General features: G+C 65.5%; 13 protein-coding genes. 8 read left to right on the forward strand and 5 right to left on the reverse strand.

Annotation, left to right across the window (positions count from 1 at the left end; genetic code table 11):
• Window positions 1–6 precede the first annotated feature (6 nt).
• Window positions 7–1,644, reverse strand: coding sequence for an ABC transporter substrate-binding protein (locus ACESNG_RS09005; RefSeq protein WP_373058964.1), 1,638 nt, complete (start codon window positions 1,642–1,644; stop codon window positions 7–9).
• A gap of 49 nt (window positions 1,645–1,693) precedes the next feature.
• On the opposite strand from ACESNG_RS09005, the gene ACESNG_RS09010 reads away from it, so the two are divergent.
• The 5 genes from ACESNG_RS09010 (at window position 1,694) to ACESNG_RS09030 (ending at window position 14,312) form a co-directional block, all read left to right on the forward strand.
• Complete coding sequence (locus ACESNG_RS09010; RefSeq protein ID WP_373058961.1) at window positions 1,694–3,934, forward strand: outer membrane protein assembly factor; 2,241 nt, start codon at window positions 1,694–1,696, stop codon at window positions 3,932–3,934.
• Window positions 3,934–8,625 carry a translocation/assembly module TamB domain-containing protein gene (locus tag ACESNG_RS09015; RefSeq protein WP_373058959.1) on the forward strand — a complete coding sequence of 1,564 codons (4,692 nt, stop codon included), beginning with the start codon at window positions 3,934–3,936 and terminating at the stop codon, window positions 8,623–8,625. The genes ACESNG_RS09010 and ACESNG_RS09015 overlap by 1 nt, the downstream gene beginning before the upstream one ends.
• Before the next feature lie 63 nt (window positions 8,626–8,688).
• Entirely contained in the window at window positions 8,689–12,495 is a 3,807-nt protein-coding gene (locus ACESNG_RS09020; RefSeq protein WP_373068642.1) for a PAS domain S-box protein, read from the forward strand.
• Window positions 12,496–12,504: 9 nt separating this feature from the next.
• Window positions 12,505–13,569 carry a P1 family peptidase gene (locus ACESNG_RS09025; protein WP_373068644.1) on the forward strand — a complete coding sequence of 355 codons (1,065 nt, stop codon included), beginning with the start codon at window positions 12,505–12,507 and terminating at the stop codon, window positions 13,567–13,569.
• Window positions 13,554–14,312, forward strand: a complete 759-nt coding sequence (locus ACESNG_RS09030) for a C40 family peptidase (RefSeq protein WP_373068646.1) — start codon at window positions 13,554–13,556, stop codon at window positions 14,310–14,312. The genes ACESNG_RS09025 and ACESNG_RS09030 overlap by 16 nt, the downstream gene beginning before the upstream one ends.
• Window positions 14,313–14,525: 213 nt before the next feature.
• Here ACESNG_RS09030 and ACESNG_RS09035 read toward each other — a convergent pair whose 3' ends face one another.
• The gene (locus ACESNG_RS09035) at window positions 14,526–14,951 is read right to left on the reverse strand and encodes a DUF6941 family protein (protein ID WP_373061154.1); all 426 of its coding nucleotides are present in this window, start codon (window positions 14,949–14,951) and stop codon (window positions 14,526–14,528) included.
• A 79-nt stretch (window positions 14,952–15,030) separates the two neighbouring features.
• On the opposite strand from ACESNG_RS09035, the gene ACESNG_RS09040 reads away from it, so the two are divergent.
• Genes ACESNG_RS09040 through ACESNG_RS09050 form a run of 3 tightly spaced genes read left to right on the forward strand, consistent with a single transcriptional unit; the run spans window position 15,031 to window position 17,389 of the window.
• Window positions 15,031–15,996, forward strand: a complete 966-nt coding sequence (locus ACESNG_RS09040; protein ID WP_373061153.1) for a DMT family transporter — start codon at window positions 15,031–15,033, stop codon at window positions 15,994–15,996.
• A complete protein-coding gene (locus ACESNG_RS09045; protein ID WP_373061152.1) occupies window positions 15,993–16,685 on the forward strand; it encodes an HAD family hydrolase in 693 nt (230 codons plus the stop codon). Before ACESNG_RS09040 ends, ACESNG_RS09045 begins: the two co-directional genes overlap by 4 nt.
• Window positions 16,685–17,389, forward strand: a complete 705-nt coding sequence (locus ACESNG_RS09050; protein WP_373061151.1) for a hypothetical protein — start codon at window positions 16,685–16,687, stop codon at window positions 17,387–17,389. Before ACESNG_RS09045 ends, ACESNG_RS09050 begins: the two co-directional genes overlap by 1 nt.
• Before the next feature lie 9 nt (window positions 17,390–17,398).
• Here ACESNG_RS09050 and ACESNG_RS09055 read toward each other — a convergent pair whose 3' ends face one another.
• The 3 genes from ACESNG_RS09055 to ACESNG_RS09065 are packed head-to-tail and all read right to left on the reverse strand — an operon-like array spanning window position 17,399 to window position 20,066.
• The gene (locus ACESNG_RS09055; protein ID WP_373061150.1) at window positions 17,399–17,533 is read right to left on the reverse strand and encodes a FeoB-associated Cys-rich membrane protein; all 135 of its coding nucleotides are present in this window, start codon (window positions 17,531–17,533) and stop codon (window positions 17,399–17,401) included.
• 2 nt (window positions 17,534–17,535) lie between these two features.
• Window positions 17,536–19,719: a ferrous iron transport protein B gene (feoB, locus tag ACESNG_RS09060; RefSeq protein ID WP_373061149.1), complete on the reverse strand. Its 2,184-nt coding sequence runs from the start codon at window positions 19,717–19,719 to the stop codon at window positions 17,536–17,538.
• 59 nt (window positions 19,720–19,778) lie between these two features.
• On the reverse strand, window positions 19,779–20,066 hold the full coding sequence (locus tag ACESNG_RS09065) for a ferrous iron transport protein A (protein ID WP_373061148.1): 288 nt from the start codon (window positions 20,064–20,066) through the stop codon (window positions 19,779–19,781).
• Between the last annotated feature and the right edge of the window lie 154 nt (window positions 20,067–20,220).

Consider the following 20,220-nt stretch of genomic DNA (forward strand, 5'->3'; position numbering starts at 1 on the left):
GCGCCCCTAATTCCTGGCGCCCCTAATTCCTGGCGCCCTTGATTCCTGGCGCCCCTCATCAGTAGTTCCAAACCGAACCCGTTCCCATCTCTGCCCATTGAAAATCACCGGTACCTCGAACCCCTTTACCCATGGCTGCACCGCATAAACCTCGTTGTAGAAGAACAGCGGCACCATGCCCACCTGCGCGTATCCCACCGAGTCTGCCTGCCTGTACAACCCGGCGCGCACTGTCGCATCGCGCTCGCGTCGCGTCCGATCGACCAAACGGTCAAACGTCGTATCGCTGAAGAACGAGACATTGCCACCGGCGCCGCGGTTGGCGGTGTGCAGCAACGGATAGAGGAAATTCTCGGCGTCGGGGTAGTCGGCGTACCAGTCCTTAACCACCAGATCTGTCTGGCCGGCGCGAGCGGCGGCGCGCATGGAGCTGGCGTCGCGTTGCACGAGTTTGATACGAATGCCGACGGTGGCGAGGTAGGACTGGATCGCCTGCGCGAGACGCGGCATGGGGGCGGTTTGCGAGCTCCAGAGTTCGAGGTCGATGCCATTGGTGTAGCCGGCATCGGCGAGGAGTTTGCGTGCGGTCAGGGTGTCGTACGCGTACGGCTGCCGTGTCTTGTCGAAGCCTTCGAGCGTGGGGGGAATGACGCCGGCGGCGATGGTGCCGCGACCGGCGAGCAGCTGCGCGAGGAGCGTGGGCACATCGATGGCGTGCGCGATGGCCTGTCGCACGCGCACGTCTTTGAGCGGGCCGCGCGTCACGTTCACGCCCATGTACCACAAGCGCAGAGCGGGCGCGCTCACCAGCGTGGCCTTCTTGGTGTCGGTCTCTTCCCAGTCGCGCGTCTGGTCCTCGGGCACGTAGAGAATGTCGACCGTACCCGCTTCGAACTCGGCGACGGCGGTCGAGGGCTCGGGGATGATGCGGGCGATCAGCGTATCGATGGACGGCGCGCCGCCGAAGTACGTGTCGTTGCGAGCGAACTTGAGGTAGTCATCGTGCTTCCACTCCACGAGCTTCCACGGGCCCGTGCCGATGGGGTGCTCGCTGAAGTCGGCGCCGACCGAGTCGGGCAGGATCGACGCGACCGGCATGGCGAGCAACTTTGGAAAGATCGCGAACGGCTCATCGAGTGTGATCACGACCGTCGTGTCATCGGGCGTTTCGATGCCGAGTGTGGTGCCTTTTCCGTCGGCGAAGGCGCGGGCGCCTTTGATGGGGTAGAGCGGCCACACGGTGCCACCTTTCGTGGCTGGGTCGAGCACGCGGCGGAACGATTGCATCACGTGGCGGGCGAGTAGCGGCGCCCCGTCGTGAAAGCGAACGTCGGCGCGCAGGTGAAAGGTGTAGCGCAGGCCGTCGGGGGAGACGTCCCATGATCGCGCGATCGACGGCTGCACTTGACCGGCGGGAGTGAATTTGGTGAGGCCGTCGAACAGATAGGCGACCGCGCGTCCGCTGGGGACGTCGGTGGCGTTGGCCGGATCGAGCGAACGCGGATCGTACCAATCGCGCGAGTCGATGAGCGCGTGACGGTCAGGGGTCGCCTCGCCGCTGCGGCAGCCGGCCAGCACGGTACCCACCACGACGCACAGCGAGAGCAGCGAGTAGAACGAACGAGACGGGCGAATCGATGGCATGTGCGGTTGACTGAAGGACGATCCCACGTGAGCTTCAACGCTATAGAACGTGCGACCTCTCGTCCATCTCCTCTTCGCGCTCGCAGTCCTTTCGGTCGCGCGTCCGGCCGCCGCCCAGGATCTTTCCTGCGATCGCGGCGACCGCGAAGTGCGCGCGCTCAGATTCGCCGGAAATCGCGAATATCCGGCCGTGGCCCTCGCGGCGACGGTGGCGACCACGCCGTCGTCCTTGGCGGGATTGCCGGTGGTAGGCGAGCGTCGGTGCCTTGATCCCGTGGAGTTCACGCGTGACGTGCAGCGGCTGGAGACGCTGTACCGTCGACGTGGCTTCCTCGACGTCACGGTGGATACGACCGTCGTTACCGTGAAGCCGGGTGTGATCGAGATCACGTTCACGATTCACGAAGGCGAGCCGATGCGTATTACAGCACTCGCGCTCCGTGGACTCGATCTGAACTCCGAGGTGCGCGCCGCGGCGCGCGATTTTCCGCTGGCGGTTGGTGGCGTGTTCGATCGCGGGGCGCTGGAAGCCGGTCGCGACACACTGGTGCGACGGCTGCGGAATAAGGGCTGGCCGCAGGCCGAAGCGCTGGTGGCGTACACCACGAACACGGTGCAGCGCACCGCCGATGTCGAAGTCTCGGTGGTGCCCGGTGTGCGGGCCAAGTTGGGTCGTATCGCGCTCGAAGTGGACGCTGGCACGGACAATCGCCGTGTGTCCGACGCCACCGTGCGTCGCGCGATGGCGCTCACCACGGGCGACTGGTATTCGGCGCGTGCGATTATCGACGCGCAGCGCAACCTCTATCAAACCGACGCCTTTCAGCGCGTGGACCTGCAGCCCGACAGCATCCAGCCGGCGGGCGATTCGATCGTCAATCTTGTGGTGCGCCTCGTGGAAGGCGATCGCTGGGCGGCGCGCGGTGGATTGGGATGGGCCACGCTCGATTGCTTCCGCATGCAAGGCTCGCTCACCGATCGCGACTTCCTGCCGTTCGCGCAGCGTCTCGAGCTCACGGGCCGCGTGAGCAAGATCGGTATCGGCGCTCCACTCGACGGCGCGCCGGATCTGTGTCAGGGCCAGGCGCGCAGCGATCCGTACAGCCGCACGCTCAACTACTACACATCGATGACGATGCGGCAGCCGGTACGCGCCAATCAGTCGCGCGTGCCGTCGCTCACGGTGTTCAGCTCCACGCTGTCCGAGTTCAAGGCCTTCTTGCGCCGCACGCCGATCGGTGGCGCGCTGTCGGTCACCGATCCGTTCCCCATCGCGCGCGTGCCGAGTACGCTGTCGTATCAGGTGGAGCTAGGGCGCACCGAGGCGGAACCTGCGTTCTTCTGCGCCGTGTTCAATGCCTGCGACAACGAGTCGCGCACGTTTCTGCAGCGCAACAACCGGCTGGCTGCGCTCGAATATGCCGTGGTGCGCGAGCGAAGGAACGATCCGCTGCGTCCCACTGGTGGCACCACGATTCGGTTGAACGTGCGGCACGCGAGCACACTCATCGGCTCCGACCGTACGCAGCAGTTCAATCGTGGCACGGGTGACGTGTCATGGTACCGCGCGCTGCGCGGCGGGGCGAGCTTGGTCACGCATCTGCGTGCCGGTGTGGTGTACGGTGGAGGCAAGACGCCGCGTACCGGCGGATTCATTCCGCCGCAGGAGCGCTTGTACGCCGGTGGCCCGACCACGGTGCGCGGCTTCCGCCAGAATGAGCTTGGGCCAGCCGTGTACATCGTGAGTCGCTACGATACCGTCCGCGCGAATGGACGAACGGTCTACCGCGCCGACTCCACGTCGATCACGGAGCGTGTGGTTCCCACCGGTGGCAACACGCTGGTCGTGGGCAATGTGGAGGCGCAGGTCCCGAGTCCGCTTGCGCCGAGGCTGCTGCAGATCGCGATATTCGCCGACGCTGGCCGCCTGTGGAATCGCGGCGCGTCGTCGCAGTCCGTGTCACTGAGTGAAGAAGGGCCGGCGGTGAAGATCACGCCGGGCATGGGTATTCGCATTGCGTCACCGTTCGGCGCGATTCGTGTGGATCTGGGCTACAATGGCTATCGCTTGCCGGCGGGCGCCGCGTATTACAACGCACCGCTGCAGGCAGGTATTGCACCGCTGTACTGCGTGAGTCCCGGGAATGGGCTGTCGGTACGCGCCTCGGGCACCAGCGGTGCGCCCTCGGAGCAGGACGCGGGCGGCTGTCCGAACAGCTTTCGCCCCACGCGCGGCGCCGGCTTCCTCCGGCGTCTGAATCCGAGCATCTGGATCGGACAGGCCTTCTGATGCGCGACGAATCAACGCCCGACGAACGGCGGGACGACGACGTGGTCGGTGATGACGTACTCGGTGACGAACCGCTGTTGGCAAAGCGCGGGCCGCGTCGCATCCGTCGACGGACGGTGGTGCTCGCCACAGCCGCCGTGCTCCTGTCCATCGTAGCGCTGCTCATGGGCGGAGTGGCCGCGCTCACGCAAACCGATCGCGGTCGCGCCGCGATCATGCGCGTGGTGGTGCCGGTGATTTCGGCGACCATTCCGGGAAAGCTGTACGTCGGCAAGGTGAGCGGCACGCTGTTCACCGACATCACCATCGACTCGATCGATATCCGCAGCGCCGACGGCACACCGTTCCTGAGCACCGGTCCGATCAGGGCCAGCTACGATCCGCGCGATCTGCTCGATCGTCGCATCGTGGTGAAGTCGCTGGAGGTGACACGTCCCGTGATCACGATGCAGGACTACGGCAACGGCGACTGGAACTGGAAGCGCGCGCTCCGCAAGAAAGGCGTGTTCGCGTCGAAGTCCAGGAGCAGATTCGGTGAGTTCATTGTGATCGATACGACTACGATTCGCGAACTCACCTTCACGGCCCGCTTGCCGTGGGTACTCTCCGATACGCTCGAGGGCGCGAAGCGTGACAGCGCACTCACGTTCAATCTCACGCGACTCGACGGTGAAGTGCGCCGCGAAGGCGATCACTTCGTGCGCGTATACCGCTTCGTGCGCGGCGCGCTCGCGCTGGGCCGCTCACGGCTCGCCGATCCTGATTCGGCAGGCGTACGACTGGCCATGCGGAAGATGGACGTCGTGTGGATCTATCCGCCGTTCTGGTTCCGCAACATGACGAGCACGGTGCGCATAGTCGCCGACTCGCTCTGGCTGGATAACGTGAGCTTCCAGTTGGCCAACTCCGGTGCGCATGGCGAAGCCAAGGTGGTGTGGGGCAGCGGCCTGCCGGTGCGCTACGACGTGAAGCTCAAAGGCGACAGCGTGGCCATGGCCGACGTCTCCTGGATCAACGCGACGTTGCCCTGGAGTGGTGGCGGCAGCACCTTCATCACGATCAAGAACGACCCGAAAAATCTCGCGATTATCCAATACGGGTTGCGTGACATGGACGCGCGTGCGTTGAAATCGCGGCTCAAGGGCAACATGACGTTTGCCGTGGGCGGACCGGTGCTGCGCGTGAACAACGTAGATCTCCAACTGCTGCCGGCCAACACCGAACTGCTGCGCTGGTTCAACGGCGAGCCGTTCCCGTACGACTGGGAGGGCGACGTGACGGGCCGTGTCGTCGCGCGCGGTGGACCGGTCACCAACTGGCAACTGGACGACGCGCAACTCACCTTCGCCGACGCGCATGTGCCCGGGGCCATCTCGCGTGCTCGCGTACGCGGCATGGTCGACATCTACACGCCGGCGGAAGCGATCCTCAAGGGTGTCGATCTCGAACTTCGGCAGCTGGACATGCGCACACCGCGTTTCGTGAATCCGCTCTTCCCCGAGCTCAATGGGTTCTTGCGCGGTACGATGCGACTCGACTCGCTCTGGTACGATGCCTTCTTCTCGAAGGCCGACATCGAGCATGTGGACGGACCCGGTCAGCCGTCGCGTTTCACCGGCAGCGGACACTTCACGCTGCTCACCGAAGGGGTGAAGTTCGACGTGGACATGCAGGCGGTGCCGCTGTCATACACCACGATGTCGCGGTCGTATCCGTCGCTGCCGCTGCGCGGTTCGGCCGTGGGTCGCATCAAGGCGGCCGGCATGGCCGAGAAGTTCGAGGTGCAGACCACCCTCGCCGGTGAAGGTGGCGAGGTGTCGTTCACCGGGACCGCCGACGCGCTCGAGCCCGAGATGGGTGCCACCGGCCTGTGGCGCCTGCGTGGCGGCAATCTGCAGAACCTGCTCGGCGACAATCGTTTTCCGATCACGTCGCTCTCGATGCTCGGTACCGTGGACATGAGCGCGTCCACCATCGAAACGCTGCGCGGTTCGTTGCGCGCGTCGGTGGACCAATTCTCGAGAGTCGCCGATGCCCGCTTGTTCGGTGGCACCGCCGTGGTGTTCTTCGATGCGGGGCACGTGCGCGTGGATACGCTTACCATTGAAAGTTCTGCGGTCCGACTGACGGCGCAGGGTGGACTCGGCATCACTGAAGCGCGGCGTGATTCGCTGGCGATCTCGATGGTCGTCGATTCGCTGGGCGGACTACGACCGTGGCTGTCACCCACCGATTCCACCAAGCGGGCGTTCGTGCTGGCCGGCGCTACCCTGCGCGGATCGATCGAACTCTCCGGCCAACTCTCCGGTTCGATCGACACCACCGATACGCGTGGACTCGACCTGCGACTTCGTGGTGATGCCCGCGAGGTGATCGTCGCGACATCACGTGCGCAGCGGGCGTCAGTCGATCTGACGGTGCGCGATGTGCTGCGCGGTGCCAATGGTTTGTTGTCAGCCACGATGGACTCCGCGCGCTTCGCCGGTATCGACATCGCCTCGGCGGCGGGTCAGTCCACCCTGCGCGGTGGTCTCGCCGAACGATTCGGTGTGCAGATGCGGACGCCGTCGGAGTCGCGCGCGGCGATTGCCGGTGGCGTGGCGCGCAGTGGTGATTCCAGCGTGGTGACTATCGACACGTTGAATCTGCGCGTGGACAGTGCGTCCGTACGACCGCGTGGCTTTGCGCTGGTGGCGCCGGCGATGCTTCGCTTCATGCCCGGCGCGAGCGATACACAGAGTGGTACACAGAGTGGAACGCTTGGCTCGCTCGACTCGCTGGTGTTGCAGCACACGGACACCGGTCGCATTTCGCTGCGCGGCGGCTTGGCGGCCGGCGGCGTGGTGAGCGTACGGGTCGATGCCGATCGCGTGGCACTCGCCGATGTCGGTCGCCTGTTGCGCACGTCAGGGCTGACGCGCGGCACGGCGTCGGCGACGATCCTGTTGAGTGGCACGCGCGACCAGCCGCAGTTCGATGGGACCATCGACTTGCGCGATGCGGTTGCCGGCCGCGTGCGATTCGGCGATCTGTTCGCCAAGGCGCATTACGATTCGCTGCGCTTGAATGTCGATGGCGCCTTGCGTCTCGGTGGCAAGCCGGCGGTACAGGCCTCCGCGTCGTTGCCGCTCGACCTCGCCCTGGTCGCCAATCGAAAGCGGCAGCTGGACCAGCCATTGACCGGCCGCATCGTGACCGAGCAGACCGACCTCTCGCTCCTGGAATCGGTGTTTCCCGACGTCACGCGCGCCCGTGGTACGCTGTTCACGGATGTCGCACTCACCGGCAGCTGGGATCGCCCGCGATTGCGCGGCGAAGTGCGCCTCGACAGCGCCTCGCTGTCGCTCGACAACCTCGGCATCCGGCTCGACAAGGCACGAGCCGACATCGGCTTGTTCGGCGACAGCATACTGATTCGTCGCATCAGCGCGACGAGTGGTGCACCCGCAGATTCACTCGGCATCAGCGGCTCGATCGGCATCCGGGAGATCGCCAATCCGTCGTTCGATCTGCGATTGGCCGCCAACGAGTTTCAGGCGATCGACAAGCCGAGAACGGCGTCGATCGTGATGACGACCACGACACCGCTCTCGCTGACCGGATCGCGTGATACGCCACGCGTGCAGGGGGCAGTGCGGATCGATCGTGGGCGCGTGTACATTCGCGCGCTCGCACAGCGCCGGGCGCTCGACCTTACCGACAACCTCGATATCATCGATACCACTCGGTTCGGTGTGAACGGACTCCTGCCGTCGGCACCGCAGGCGATCATGCAGAACCTGCAGCTCGACAACGTGCGCGTGAGCATCGGCGACGATGTGTGGCTGCGCTCTCCGGAAGCGAACCTGAAGCTCGGTGGCGGACTGCGCGTTACGCGCGCGCTGTCGCGTGATGGACAGGTGCCGCGTCTCGCGCTGGCCGACTCGCTCACGGTGGATCGCGGTACGTACCAGCTCAACCTCGGCATCGCACGCCCGGGCTTCGAAGTGGAGCGTGGTCTCGTGCGCTTCTTCGGCGATCCGGACCTCGAGCCCACGCTCGATATCACCGCCCTCCACACGATCCGGGAAACGCGTCCGAATTCGAACCGGCAGGACGTCCGTATTCGCGTGAACATCGGGGGCACGATCAATCGTCCGTCGCTGGCCCTCTCGAGTGCCGACAACCCGCCGCTCCCCGAGAGCGACCTGTTGAGCTATCTGGTCACTGGCGAGCCCGCCTATGCGCTACTGGGCACACCGTACGCCGAGCAGGGCGCCACGCTCGCGCTCCGTTTGGCGGGCAGCTATCTGTCCAGCCGTCTGGCCGGCGGCCGCTTCGATGTGGTGCAGGTTGAGCCAACGGCGCTCAACCCGGGTGACGCGGCCAATTTGCGTGAGAACGGGTTGGGCATTCTGGCCTCGACTCGAGTCGGCGTGGGCGGTCAGATCGCGCGAAACACCTACTTCACCTTCAGCACCGGGCTGTGTGGGTTGTCCAGCCAGACCTCGGGAGGCGGCGACGCGTTGTCCCTTTTCGCGCAGGGCCTCGGGGTGAAGGTGGAGCGGCGTTTCGACGTGGGATTGAGCGTGGCGCTTGGCCTCGAGCCCGGCTCGAGCGCGCAGGCCTGTGGACGGCTTGGAATAAGTCGCACGTTCCAGCAGACGCCGCCGCAGATCGGCATCGACTTCTTCAGAAGCTGGACATTCTGACTTCGAGCGAGCGGGACAGTATATTGTTTCGACCGCCTCTGCCAGTTCGTCTTTACGTGTCAGATGTCTCCAACCCTGCCTCCCCCCTCCAGTCTGTCAGCGCTGTCGCTGACCGAGTCTCTTGACGCGATCGATCGCGCCGAGTCGACGGTCGCACGCGTGCAGGTCACGGCGGAGCTGCTGCACGGGATGGGCTTCGAACGGGTCTCCATTTCGCTGCGCGACGCTTCGCTGAATCCAATTACGGTCGTGCAGGCCGGACAGCCGGAATCCACGTCGCTCACGGGACTCGCGCTCAAGCCGCTGCCGGGCGCCGTTTGGCGTCGTCGCCTGGCGCATCTGGAGCGGTTCCGCGTCGGTGATCTGCACTTGCTCGACGGCAGCGATCCTTGGGTGTCGCGCGAGTTCTTCGGCGCCGAGGCCCAGCCGGCCGGCGACGGTCAGACCTGGCTGCCGACCGACCTGATTGTCGCGCTGCTGCGTGGGTCCGAGGGCGACCTGCTCGGCATCGTGAAGCTGTCCGGTCCCCGTGATGGTCGTCGTCCCAGTGAGATACTCCGACGCGACATCAGCGCGATCACGCGACATCTCGCGGCCCGCGTGGCCTACGATGCCCTTCGCGAGCTGGCGGAGCAGCGTCATAAGCGGTTGCTGCGTCTGCAGGAGGCCGGTGCGTCGCTCACTCGTTCGCTCGACGAGCATGAGATCATGCGCGAGCTGACGCGTCAGGCACAGCTGGCCGTGCGCGCCGATGGCGTCGCCGTGCTGGTCCCCGATCTCGACGCCGACATCCTGACCACGGGCCTGCGCATCGTGCGCGGTGCCGAGCGGGCCCGCGGACCGGTGCGCTTGGGCGAAGGCATCGTCGCGGAAGTAGCGCGCACGGGCCGTCCGGTGCGCGTTGGTGATCGCGAAGCCGACCGCGCCCGTGAACGCGCGGGACTCGCACCGCCGCTCTCGATGTACGACGTCGTGGGAGAATCGGGTGCTGCAACGTCGGTGCTCGCGGTACCGATGCGTGTCGGCATTCGATTGCTCGGCGTGCTGGCGGTGTACTCCACGAACGCCGATGTCTACACGGCTGAAGACGAAGAAGTGTTGGCCACGATGGCGTCGCAGGCCGCCACTGCGATCGCCAACGCCCGCCGGTACGCCGAGAGTGAGCGCGAACGCCGCACAACCGAGGCGCTGGCCGATGTCGCGCGTGCCGTCAGTGAGTCACTCCGACTCGGTGAAGTGCTGCGACTCATCCTGCGACATACCGTCTCGCTGCTGGGCGTCGAAGGCGCCTGTGTGGCGCTGCGGGATGGCGAGTATCTGCACATCGTGGCCGCGATCGGCAGCGCCGACGTGCTCAGCGGCGTGCATCTCCCTGTCACGGGTAGCGTCATCGGCCGTTCGGTCGTGTCGAACGAGCTGATCGTGCTGAACGACGGGAGCACGGAAACGGCGCTGCATCGCATGGTACAGCACCTCGCGCCGATTCAACGCATGGTGATCGCGCCACTGATCACCGGCCGCGGCACAATCGGGTCGATCGCCGTGATGAATCGCGAGCGTCCGTTCGATCAGGAGGACGGCAAGGTGCTGCAACGTCTCGCTGATCAGGTGGCGGTTGCCATTGTGAATGCGCGACTGTTCGAGGAAGTCGAGAAGGCGACCCGCGAGTGGAAGGTAGCGTTCGACAGCACGGCCAGTGGTATCGTGGTGCTGGAAGAATCGCTCACCGTGAGTCGCTGCAACGCGCGTGCGGCGGAGCTGTGTGGCATGACGATCTCCGGGTTGCTGGGTCGCCGGTTCCGCGATGCGCTCGTCGGCAGCAGTTCCACGCTCAATGCGGATGCGGTCGACCGATTCATCTCTCGCGCGTTGGCGGAAGGGGTTCCGACCCGCGAACTGATACGCGACGATGCCACTGGTCGGCTGTTTTCGCTGCTGGCGGCGCCGCATCCCGACGGCGGCTGTGTGATCACGTTCGACGACGTGACGGAATCACACCGACTGGCCGAACTTCACCGTAAAGTGCTCGAGACCGTATCGGACGCGATCGTGATCACCGACCTCGATGGTCGTATCATGTTCGCCAATCCGGCGTCGCACGTGCTCTTTCGTCGTCTGAATCTCGAGGGCGAGGCGGTCGTCATCCTCACGCCGCCCGACTGGATCGAGAGCGTGCAGGCGTTCGAGCGGCTGGCTCGCAACGGCGAAGGGCAGCACTACGAATGCGAGGTGCTGCGCGCTGATGGCGAGCGCCGTTTAGTGCGCGTGAGCTCGGCGCCGCTGTTCGAACTGGGACAGGTCACGGGGACGGTGGCGTGTCTGCACGACATCACCGATCGCCGGGCCGAATCGCGCGCGCGGGAGCGCTCCGAATCGCTGAACATGCGCTTGGTCGAAGCGGCGACCGATGCGATCTGTACCTGCGATCTGAACGGGCTGTTCACCTCGGTGAACGCAGGCTTCCTCACCGAAGCCGGTGTGCCGCGCGAGGAGGTACTGGGGCAACACTTCTCCGTGATGGTGCACCCCGCCGATCACCAAACGGCCATGACGATGGTGGCCGATACGCTGGCCGGTCAGCGTCGGCGGCGGGAGATGCGTTTCGTTGGTGTGAATGGGCCGCGGTTGTGCATGATCACGACCGCGCCAATTCACGAACACGGCGAAGTGGTCGGGGCGCTTGGCATCATTCGCGACATCACGAACGCCGAAATCGCGCGCGAGTCGAACGCACAGCAGGCGCGGATGGCGGCGGTGGGCCAGTCGCTGAGTCGGGTAGCGAACGAACTGAACAACCCGTTGGCGAGTCTGTTGGCGGTGGCCGAATTGCAGGCCACGTCCACCACGATGCCAGCGCAGGATCGTCGGGCCATCGAAGAGATCTGCGAGCAGGCGCGCCGCGCGTCGCGGATCGTGGCGCAGCTCCTCGACTCGACCGGTGAAGCACCGCACACGGTCGGCGAACGCCAGCTCGTAGACATGAACTCGTTGGTGCGACGCGTGATCGAGCTGCACGGTTACGGGTTGCGCGAGCATGGTATCGTCGTCGAGTTCGCCGCAGCACACGATCTTCCGGCCGTCTCCGGTGATGCGATCCAATTGCAGCAGGCGGTTGCAAATCTGCTGGTGAATGCGGAGGAGGCGCTGATGGGCTACGATGGGGAGCGCCGCATCCGCGTGCTTACGCGCAAAGGCGTGAAGGGTGTCGACGTCCAGGTCGGTGATACCGGCCCTGGCATCACGTCGCATCATCTCTCGCGCATCGTGGAGCCGATGTTCACCACGCGTGCCGAGCACGGTCATCGTGGACTCGGTCTCACGATTACGCACGCCATCGTGCGCGATCACGGTGGTGTGCTCGACGTGCACTCGCACGCCGGTGAAGGGGCCGTGTTCACGCTCTCGTTCCCGGTGTCGGCGGTGCTGCCTTCGGCGCAGCCAACGGATCTGCCGGCCATGATCGACGACAGCGGAACCGCTGTGGTGGCCCCTAGACCGACGCGGTCGTTGCTGCTGATCGAGGACGAGGCCACACTGCGCAGCGCCATCAGCCGTTTCCTGCGGAACACGGGCTACGTGGTGGACGTGGCGGAGGGGGGTTCCGACGCGCTCGACCTGCTCGCTGGCCGTTCGTACGATCTGATTCTGCTGGATCTGCGCATGAAGGGCCTGACGGGTGAGCAGGTGTACGAGCTGATCGAGTCGCGGGATCCGGATCAGGCCGGCCGGGTGGTGTTCATGACCGGCAACTTGCACAGTGCCAGCGCTTCGCGGTTCATCCGCATGACCGGTCGGCCGGTGCTGGCCAAGCCGTTTACGCTGCTCGAACTCGAGACGCGCATAGCCCAGCTGATCCAGGAGTCGCGTTAACTTTCCGGGATGACCCCCTGGGAGCAGCTCGGCTTGGCCATCGGGCACGCCACCGACCACGACGGCGCCACTGGATGCAGCGTCATTCGCGGCATCAGTGCTCCATTTCGTTGTAGTGCTGCGCTCCTCGGTCGCGCGAGTGGTACGCGCGAACTGGCCACCTGCGACGCCGACCATCTGGTCGACCGCACAGATGCGTTTTTGCGGACCGGTGGTTCGGCTTACGGGCTCGATGCGGCGGCCGGTGTCATGCGCTGGATGGAGGAGCGCGGACGCGGGTTCCCGGTTGGTGGCGGCGTGGTCCCGATCGTCCCCACGGCGGTGATCTTCGATCTGGCACCGCTTGGCCGATTCGAGGCGCGTCCGACCGCCGACATGGCGTACGTGGCCTGCGACCAGGCGTCCGCGACGTTGATCGCGGAAGGCAGTGTTGGTGCGGGCGCCGGCGCATTGGTGGGTAAGGCAGTGGGGCCGTCGGCGGCAATGAAGGGCGGTGTGGGCATCGGTGTGGGCATCGGTGTGGCCGAAAGCGGGGGCGAGTTGGCGGCGGCCTTCGCGGTGGTGAATGCGTTCGGCGACGTGCGCGATGACGAGGGCCGCATCATTGCCGGCGCACGCGACGGACGCGAAGGTTTTCTCGATGCGGTGCGCTCACTGCGTGGACAGGATGCGCCGGCCGCGTTCGCGTTGATGGCGTCGGTCCGACGCAACACGACGCTGGTGTCCGTGGCGGTCAGCACGCCGCTCACCAAGGCGCAGCTTTCCCCGTTGGCCCGTGTAACCACAGCGGCCAGGCATCATCGGATCACGCGGTGCGGGACGTCATTCGACGGCGACGTGTTGTTCGCAGCGTCGCGGCTGAACACCATCCCCGGGTTCGCCGCCGCCGACGAGCTGCCACTGGCCCGCATCGAAGCGGTGGCCGGCGCTGCGGTGGAGCGCGATCGAGCGCGGTGTGGTGACCGCACACGGTCGCGATGGCATTCCCGGCGTGGCCGACACCCGCGCCTGATCCGTTCTCGCGATTCATCCGTTTCCCTTTTGCTGAGAGACCTCCGTTGGGCACTGCACTGACGCTCTCCACTGCCGACCGATTCACCGTCCGTTCGGCCATCGCGCCGCTCCTTGGCGAAGCGCGCATTTCCGCACCGCTCACCTCGCAGCTCCTGGCCGGCGAGGTGCTGCAGCTGGTAGACGGACGCGGTGACTGGCTGCAGGTGCGCGGCGCCGATGACTACGAGGGATGGACACACGTGGGATATCTGATGCCGTTCATGGGCACCGAAGCGACGTGGCCAATCTCACTGGGCTGTGTCACGCGCGCCGCCGATGGGCAACGACGCGCGCTGCCGCTCGGTGCACGCGTGGCGCCGGAGCTCGAACTGATAGAAGGTGCGGCGATCGATCCAGCGGCGCGCGCCGCACAATTTCCGCGCGACCGCGATGCCATCGTGCGCAGTGCGCTCTCGCTGTTCACCGGCGCCAGCTACCAGTGGGGAGGCGTCACACCCTGGGGCGTCGACTGCTCGGGCTTCGTGCAACGGATCTTCGCCCTGCACGGCGTCCCGCTGCGACGCGACGCGTGGCAACAAGCGGAGGACACGACGCTAGTGACCGACGATGTGACCGCAGCGCACGCACCCGGCGATCTGTTGTTCTTCTCCGACCGCGACGACCGCCACATCACGCACGTCGGCATCGCCACCGGCGACGGCCGCATGATCCACAGCGCACTCGCACGCGGAGGAATACACGTGGAAGCGGAGCTGCCGGCGCGGCTGAAGGAACAGCTTATTGGCGTACGGCGCGTACTGTAGCACTGCGCACTGCGCAGTGCGCTAGCAATGAACTGCGCCAGGAACGAACTGCGTCAGGAATAACCCGCGCCAGGAATGAGAAGCGCCAGGAATGAGAAGCGGAACAACGAACCGCGCGCGCCGTTCGCTGTTCCGCCGTTCATTCCTAGCGCCGTTTACTCTTAACGCCCCTGATTCCTGGCGCCCCTGATTCCTAGCGCCCCTAATCAGTTCCTAAGAAACCATCCCTGCTGCCGCCCCCGGAACCAGCTGTTGCCCCTTTACGTGCAGCAGCGCTTCCCCACGTTTTTCGTCGCGCAGTTCCACGATCATGCGGTAGTCACCGGTGAGATCGAGTGGCAGGTCGAGCTGCACGATCACCGGCATGTCGAGTTCCGTGGTGCCGGGTGGCGGCGGGGCGATCGAGAGCTCGGCGTTTGACACCCACAGCTCGGCGCCTCGCGGGTTCACCCAGCGCAGCGTCATCGGATGATCGCCGGCGTCGCCGGGGACGGCTTTGATGCGCACCACGAAGGTGGCCCGTGGGTGCAGGGCAGGAAGCTGACCCACATGGACGGCGTCGAACACGCCCAGGATGTTGAGCTTCCCTTCCTGGGAGATGTTCGCCGCGTCGGCAAAGAGCGCAAAGGAAACATGCATGTCGGAAGTTACTGATCCTGCGGCGAGGATTCTACCCACGGCGCGCGAGTCTCGAGCGAGGTGCCTAGATTTCCATATCATGACATCATCCCAGTCTCCAGTAGCGGTACCCCGTCCGGGTTTCGGGACCACCGACCTCGGGCTCGTGTTCATGTCGCTGATCTGGGGGATCAATTACAGCGTCGTGAAGGCGGGTTTGCGCACGCTCTCGCCGCTCACGTTCAACGGGCTGCGGGTCGCGATGGCGGCGATCGTACTGTTGGTCATTGCGGCTTTCGTGCGCGACACCAAGCTCCCGTCGCGACGGGACATCATCACGCTGGCGCTGCTCGGTCTGCTCGGCAACGGGGTGTATCAGCTGTTCTTCATCTTCGGCATGTCGCGTACGCGCGCCGGCGTGGCCGCGCTGGTGGTCGCATCCGGACCGGCGTGGATCGCAGTTATTTCATGGATGCTCGGACGTGAGCGTTTGCCACTGCGTGGATGGAGTGGAATCGGCTTGCAGTTGCTGGGCGTGGCCTGCGTGGTGGGCAGCGCGCAGGGATTCGAGGGGGGGCGCGACGTGATGCTGGGCGCGGGGCTGATTGCGCTGGGCAGCATCGCGTGGGCCACCTTCAGCGTGCTGCTGCAGCCGTACACCAAGACCACGAATCCGCTGCATCTCTCGGCGATCACCATGGCCAGCGGCGCGCTGGTGCTGGTGTCGATCGCGTTGCCCGACCTCATTGCACTCGACTGGGGCGGCGTGTCGCTCACGGAGTGGGGTGCGGTGACCTACGCCGGCATCGGAGCGCTGGTGGTGGCGTATCTGCTGTTTTATCGCGGGGTACGCGTGCTCGGTGCCACGCGCACCGCCATGTATGGCAACTTGCAGCCGATCGTCGCGATTGTCTTCGCCTGGCTCATGCTTGGTGAGCAGCCCACCATTTGGCAGCTGCTCGGCGCGGCGCTCATCATGGCGGGGCTCTTGCTGTCGCGTACGGCGCATGCAAAGCCCACGACGGCACGCTCCGCCTCCGTTTCATCCTCAGTCCAGACCTCGTGAAGCTCGTTCTGTTTGATATCGACGGTACTCTGCTCTGGTCCGACGGCGCCGGTCGCCGCGCTATGGAAAACGCCCTGCTGCGTGTATTCGGCACGACCGGTGATACCAGCTATCGCTACGACGGCAAGACCGATCGCCAGATTGCACGCGAACAAATGCGCGAAGCGGGCTTCCCCGATGCGACCATCTCCAGTCGGCTCGACGACCTGCTCAACGAATACGTGCACGGACTCGACGCGGAGCTCACGCGTGAGGGCACCACACCGGCACGGTTGTGTGACGGCATTCCGCCGCTGCTCGATGCGCTGCGTGGTCGCCACGATGTCACGCTGGGACTTCTCACCGGTAACATCGAACGTGGCGCGCGCGCCAAGCTCAATGCGGTGCAGGTCGATTTCGCACAGTTTCGCGCGAACGCGTTCGGATGCGATCACGAAGAACGTCCGGAGTTGCCGGCCGTCGCGCAGCGTCGCGCGCTCGAACTGCTCGGACTCGACATTGCGGGCGATCGTATGGTCATCATCGGCGACACGCCGGCCGATATCCATTGCGGACGGTCGCTTGGTGTGCGCGCGATCGGTGTGGCCACCGGGCGATACAGCACCGACGAGCTCGCGTCACACGACCCGGCCGCCGTGTTCACGAATCTCGCGGACACCAACGCCGTCGTGTCGGCGATCCTCGCCTGATGACGTCGGTCATCACGGCGCAGGCGCGCGTCGTCGGCATCGTCCGAGGCCGTGAGATCGACACGTCAGCCAGCGTGACGATCGATCAGGATACGCTCGTGGTGGCGTGGCAGGACGCGACGCCGTGGCGATTGTCGCTGAGCGGTATCGAAGGGATCGCCGGCGGCCCATCATCGCTTACAGTATATCTGGTAAGCAACGATGTGCTTGAACTGAGTGGTGACGAACAGCTTCGACCGCTCGGGTTGCAGCTGCTCGATCGCGCTTGCGCAATGCCGGAGGTTACGCGTGGACTCAAGTCGCTCGGCGCTTCGCGTGGAACGCCGGTTGCTGCGCACGATCGCTGGTTCGCGCCACTGCTGGCGGCGCGTCGATCGGTGGAAGGTGTGAGCGATCCGGCGCGTCAGGTGATGCTGCTCGACGCCGCCACGCTCGCGAAGGAAATCGAGCGGGCCATCCGCGAGATCGCGGTTACCAGAGCGCCCGGCGATGCCGCGGAGCAGCGTGCGGTGGAAGCGGCGCTCGAAGAAGAGGCGGAGGCCGTGTTCACCGCCATCGCGATGATGGGACTGGCTGGTGATGCGTTGCGAGGCGGTGCACTCGACACGCGCATTGCCGACTGGCGGCAATGGGTGGAGACGGTCCGTGGTGTATTCGCGGCGGCTGATGACGCTTGGACCGGTATCGCCGCCGAGCTACGGTAGCGAGCGACGTTAGCCGCAGCCGCAGTCCGAGCCGCATCCACTCTTCGGTTTGCGTGAGGCGGCGATTGCGCGGTACGCGCGGCGCCCCACGAAGAACAGGGCGCTGGCCACGATCACGGCGACGACGATCAGTTGGGTTTCCATCGTCAGCCTCCGAAGCCAAGGGCGGTACCGCCCGCGTAGACCAGCCACGCGGAGCCCCACGCCAGCGCCAGCATATACGTGAACTGCAGGCCAGCCCACTGCCAGCCAATGCGACCGCCACCCGCTTCGCGCACGGTGACCGCGATCGTACTGATGCACATCAGCGCGAACACGTAGAACACCATCAGACCGACGGCGATCAGGGGCGTATACGCACGCTCACCGGTGACGGCGTTCCGCTCCGACTGCAAGCGCGTGGTGAGCGCCTGTTCGCTCGCGGTGCCGACGCCGTAGATCGTGCCCATGGTGGACACGAACACTTCTCGTGCGGCAAAGCTCGCGGCGATAGAGACGCCGATCTTCCAGTCATACCCCAGAGGGCGCACCAACGGTTCGATCCCGTGTCCTATACGGCCCAGTACGGAGTGCCCGAGCTGCTGCTCCTGCTGCACCTCGACCGGCAGCGACGTATCAACCGTGGCCTTCGGATACGTGGCCATCGCCCACAGCACGATCGAGAGCGCCAGAATCACCGTCCCCGCGCGCTGCAGGAATAGCTGGCAGCGCTGTACCACGGACACACCGAGCGACTTGAGACTCGGGATGCGATAGGGCGGCAGCTCGAGGATCATGGGGCGCACGGGGCCCTTGAGCAGCGTGCGCTTGAAGATCGCCGCCACCGCGAGCGCGACGACGGTACCAAGCAGATACATGATCAGCATCGTCGCACCCTGCAGCGTGAGCCCCGGGAAGATCGAGGTCGCCGGTACGAAGGCGCCGATCAGCAGGGTGTACACCGGCAGTCGCGCTGAGCAGCTCATGAGAGGCACGACCATGATCGTGGCCAGACGATCCTTGGGATCTTCGATGGTACGCGTGGCCATGATGCCGGGCACGGCGCAGGCATAACCCGAGAGCATCGGAATGAAGCTTTTCCCGTGCAGGCCCACACGGCGCATGATGCGATCCATCAGGAACGCGGCGCGTGCCATGTAGCCGGAGTGTTCGAGCAGCCCGATGAACGCGAAGAGAATCGCGATCTGCGGGAGGAACACCAGAACCGAGCCGACACCGGCGAAGACGCCGTCCACGATGAGTGAACGCAAATCACCGTCAGGCAATACGGCGCCCACCGCACGGCCGGCGGCGGCAATGGTGGCTTCGATTCCGTCCATCAAGGGCGTCGCCCAGGAAAAGACCGCCTGGAACACGATCATCATGAGCACGAGGAAGATGAGCGGTCCCCATACGCGATGCAGCGCGAACCGGTCGATGCGATCGCTCACGTTGTAGCCGGCCGGTCGGGCGCGGGTGACGGTGCGCTCGATCACCTGAGCGATCCATTCGTAGCGCACTTCCGATTCGAGACGCGTGGGCACGAACCCGACACGGCGCAGGTCGTCGGACGCGGCCTTGATCGCGTCGGAGAGTCCGGGCACGCGATCGAGATGCGGACCGACCCGTTGCATGCCCAGTAGTCGGAGCGCTTCCATGCGCGCGGCGGTCGCCGACAGGCCGTCGGCCACGAGACAGGCTTCCAGCGGCACGAGCGCGTGTTGGGCAGGCTCCGGAATCGCGAACTGTCGCGCCGGTGCCGGCAGACCGGCGGCAATGACGAGCGCCTTCTTGAGCGGCTCGAGCCCCTCACCCCGCTTGGCGACAGTCGGCACGATCGGTACGCCGAGCTCATGAATCAGCTCCGGGACGTCGATGCGTAGTCCCTCGGCCTCGGCCACGTCGAACTGGTTGAGCGCGATCACGACAGGCACGCCAAGCTCGATGACCTGGCTGGCCAGGAAGAGATTGCGCTCGAGATGCGACGCGTCGGCGACCACGAGCACGACATCCGGGCGCCAGCGGTCGGCGTCGCGGCCCAGCAGAACCTCCAGCGCCACCTGCTCGTCGGGGGAGCCCGCAGACAGGGAATAGCTGCCGGGGAGGTCCAACACGACCACTCGGCGGCCGTCAGGCCCCTTGAATCCCCCTTCGACCCGCTCGACCGTGACACCAGCAAAGTTGCCGACGCGCTGACGCAGCCCGGTCAGGGCGTTGAACAGCGTGGTCTTACCAGTGTTGGGATTGCCGATGATGGCAACCCGCAGCGCCTCGCGGTCAGCCGCGCTGTTCACATGGCGGGGAACGATCGCCGAATCGTCGGGCGACAGGGGGCTGTGCAGAGTACTCACCGGATCCTGACGAAAACGCGAGGCGCGGTGGCCGCGTGTTGTGCGCTGCGCCACTCGCGTTACGCGCGCGCGTTGACGGGCTGAACGGTGATGCCGGCCGTAAGCGCCGACCCCAGCGCGAGGCGGGTGCCACGCACTTCGAGAAGCATGACATGGCGCGCGTCGATGACGTTCACGCTGGTGCCTTCGCAGAAGCCCAGCGAGCGGAGACGACAGGCCTCATCACCGGAGCATTCGATATCGACGACGGTAACCCGGGTGCCGGCAGGACACGCGTTCAGCGCGCACGTGGTGCGTGCGGCGGAGATGTTGTCAGACTGGTGGGTGGGGAGCTGAATCGAGGCCACGGTGTTAGATGAGAATGTTTCTCAAGGCGTATCTTGGAGTATACACAACGCAGGAGCCTGGCCGCAATGGGGAGCGGGAGAGTCGGCATTGCGGGGAAGCAGTTTTGAAAACCCAAAACCCAGTACCCAGAACCTCAAACCCCAAGCCAACAGC

The organism is Gemmatimonas sp. (genome assembly GCF_041689975.1).
In the GTDB taxonomy this organism is placed as follows: Bacteria; Gemmatimonadota; Gemmatimonadetes; order Gemmatimonadales; family Gemmatimonadaceae; genus Gemmatimonas.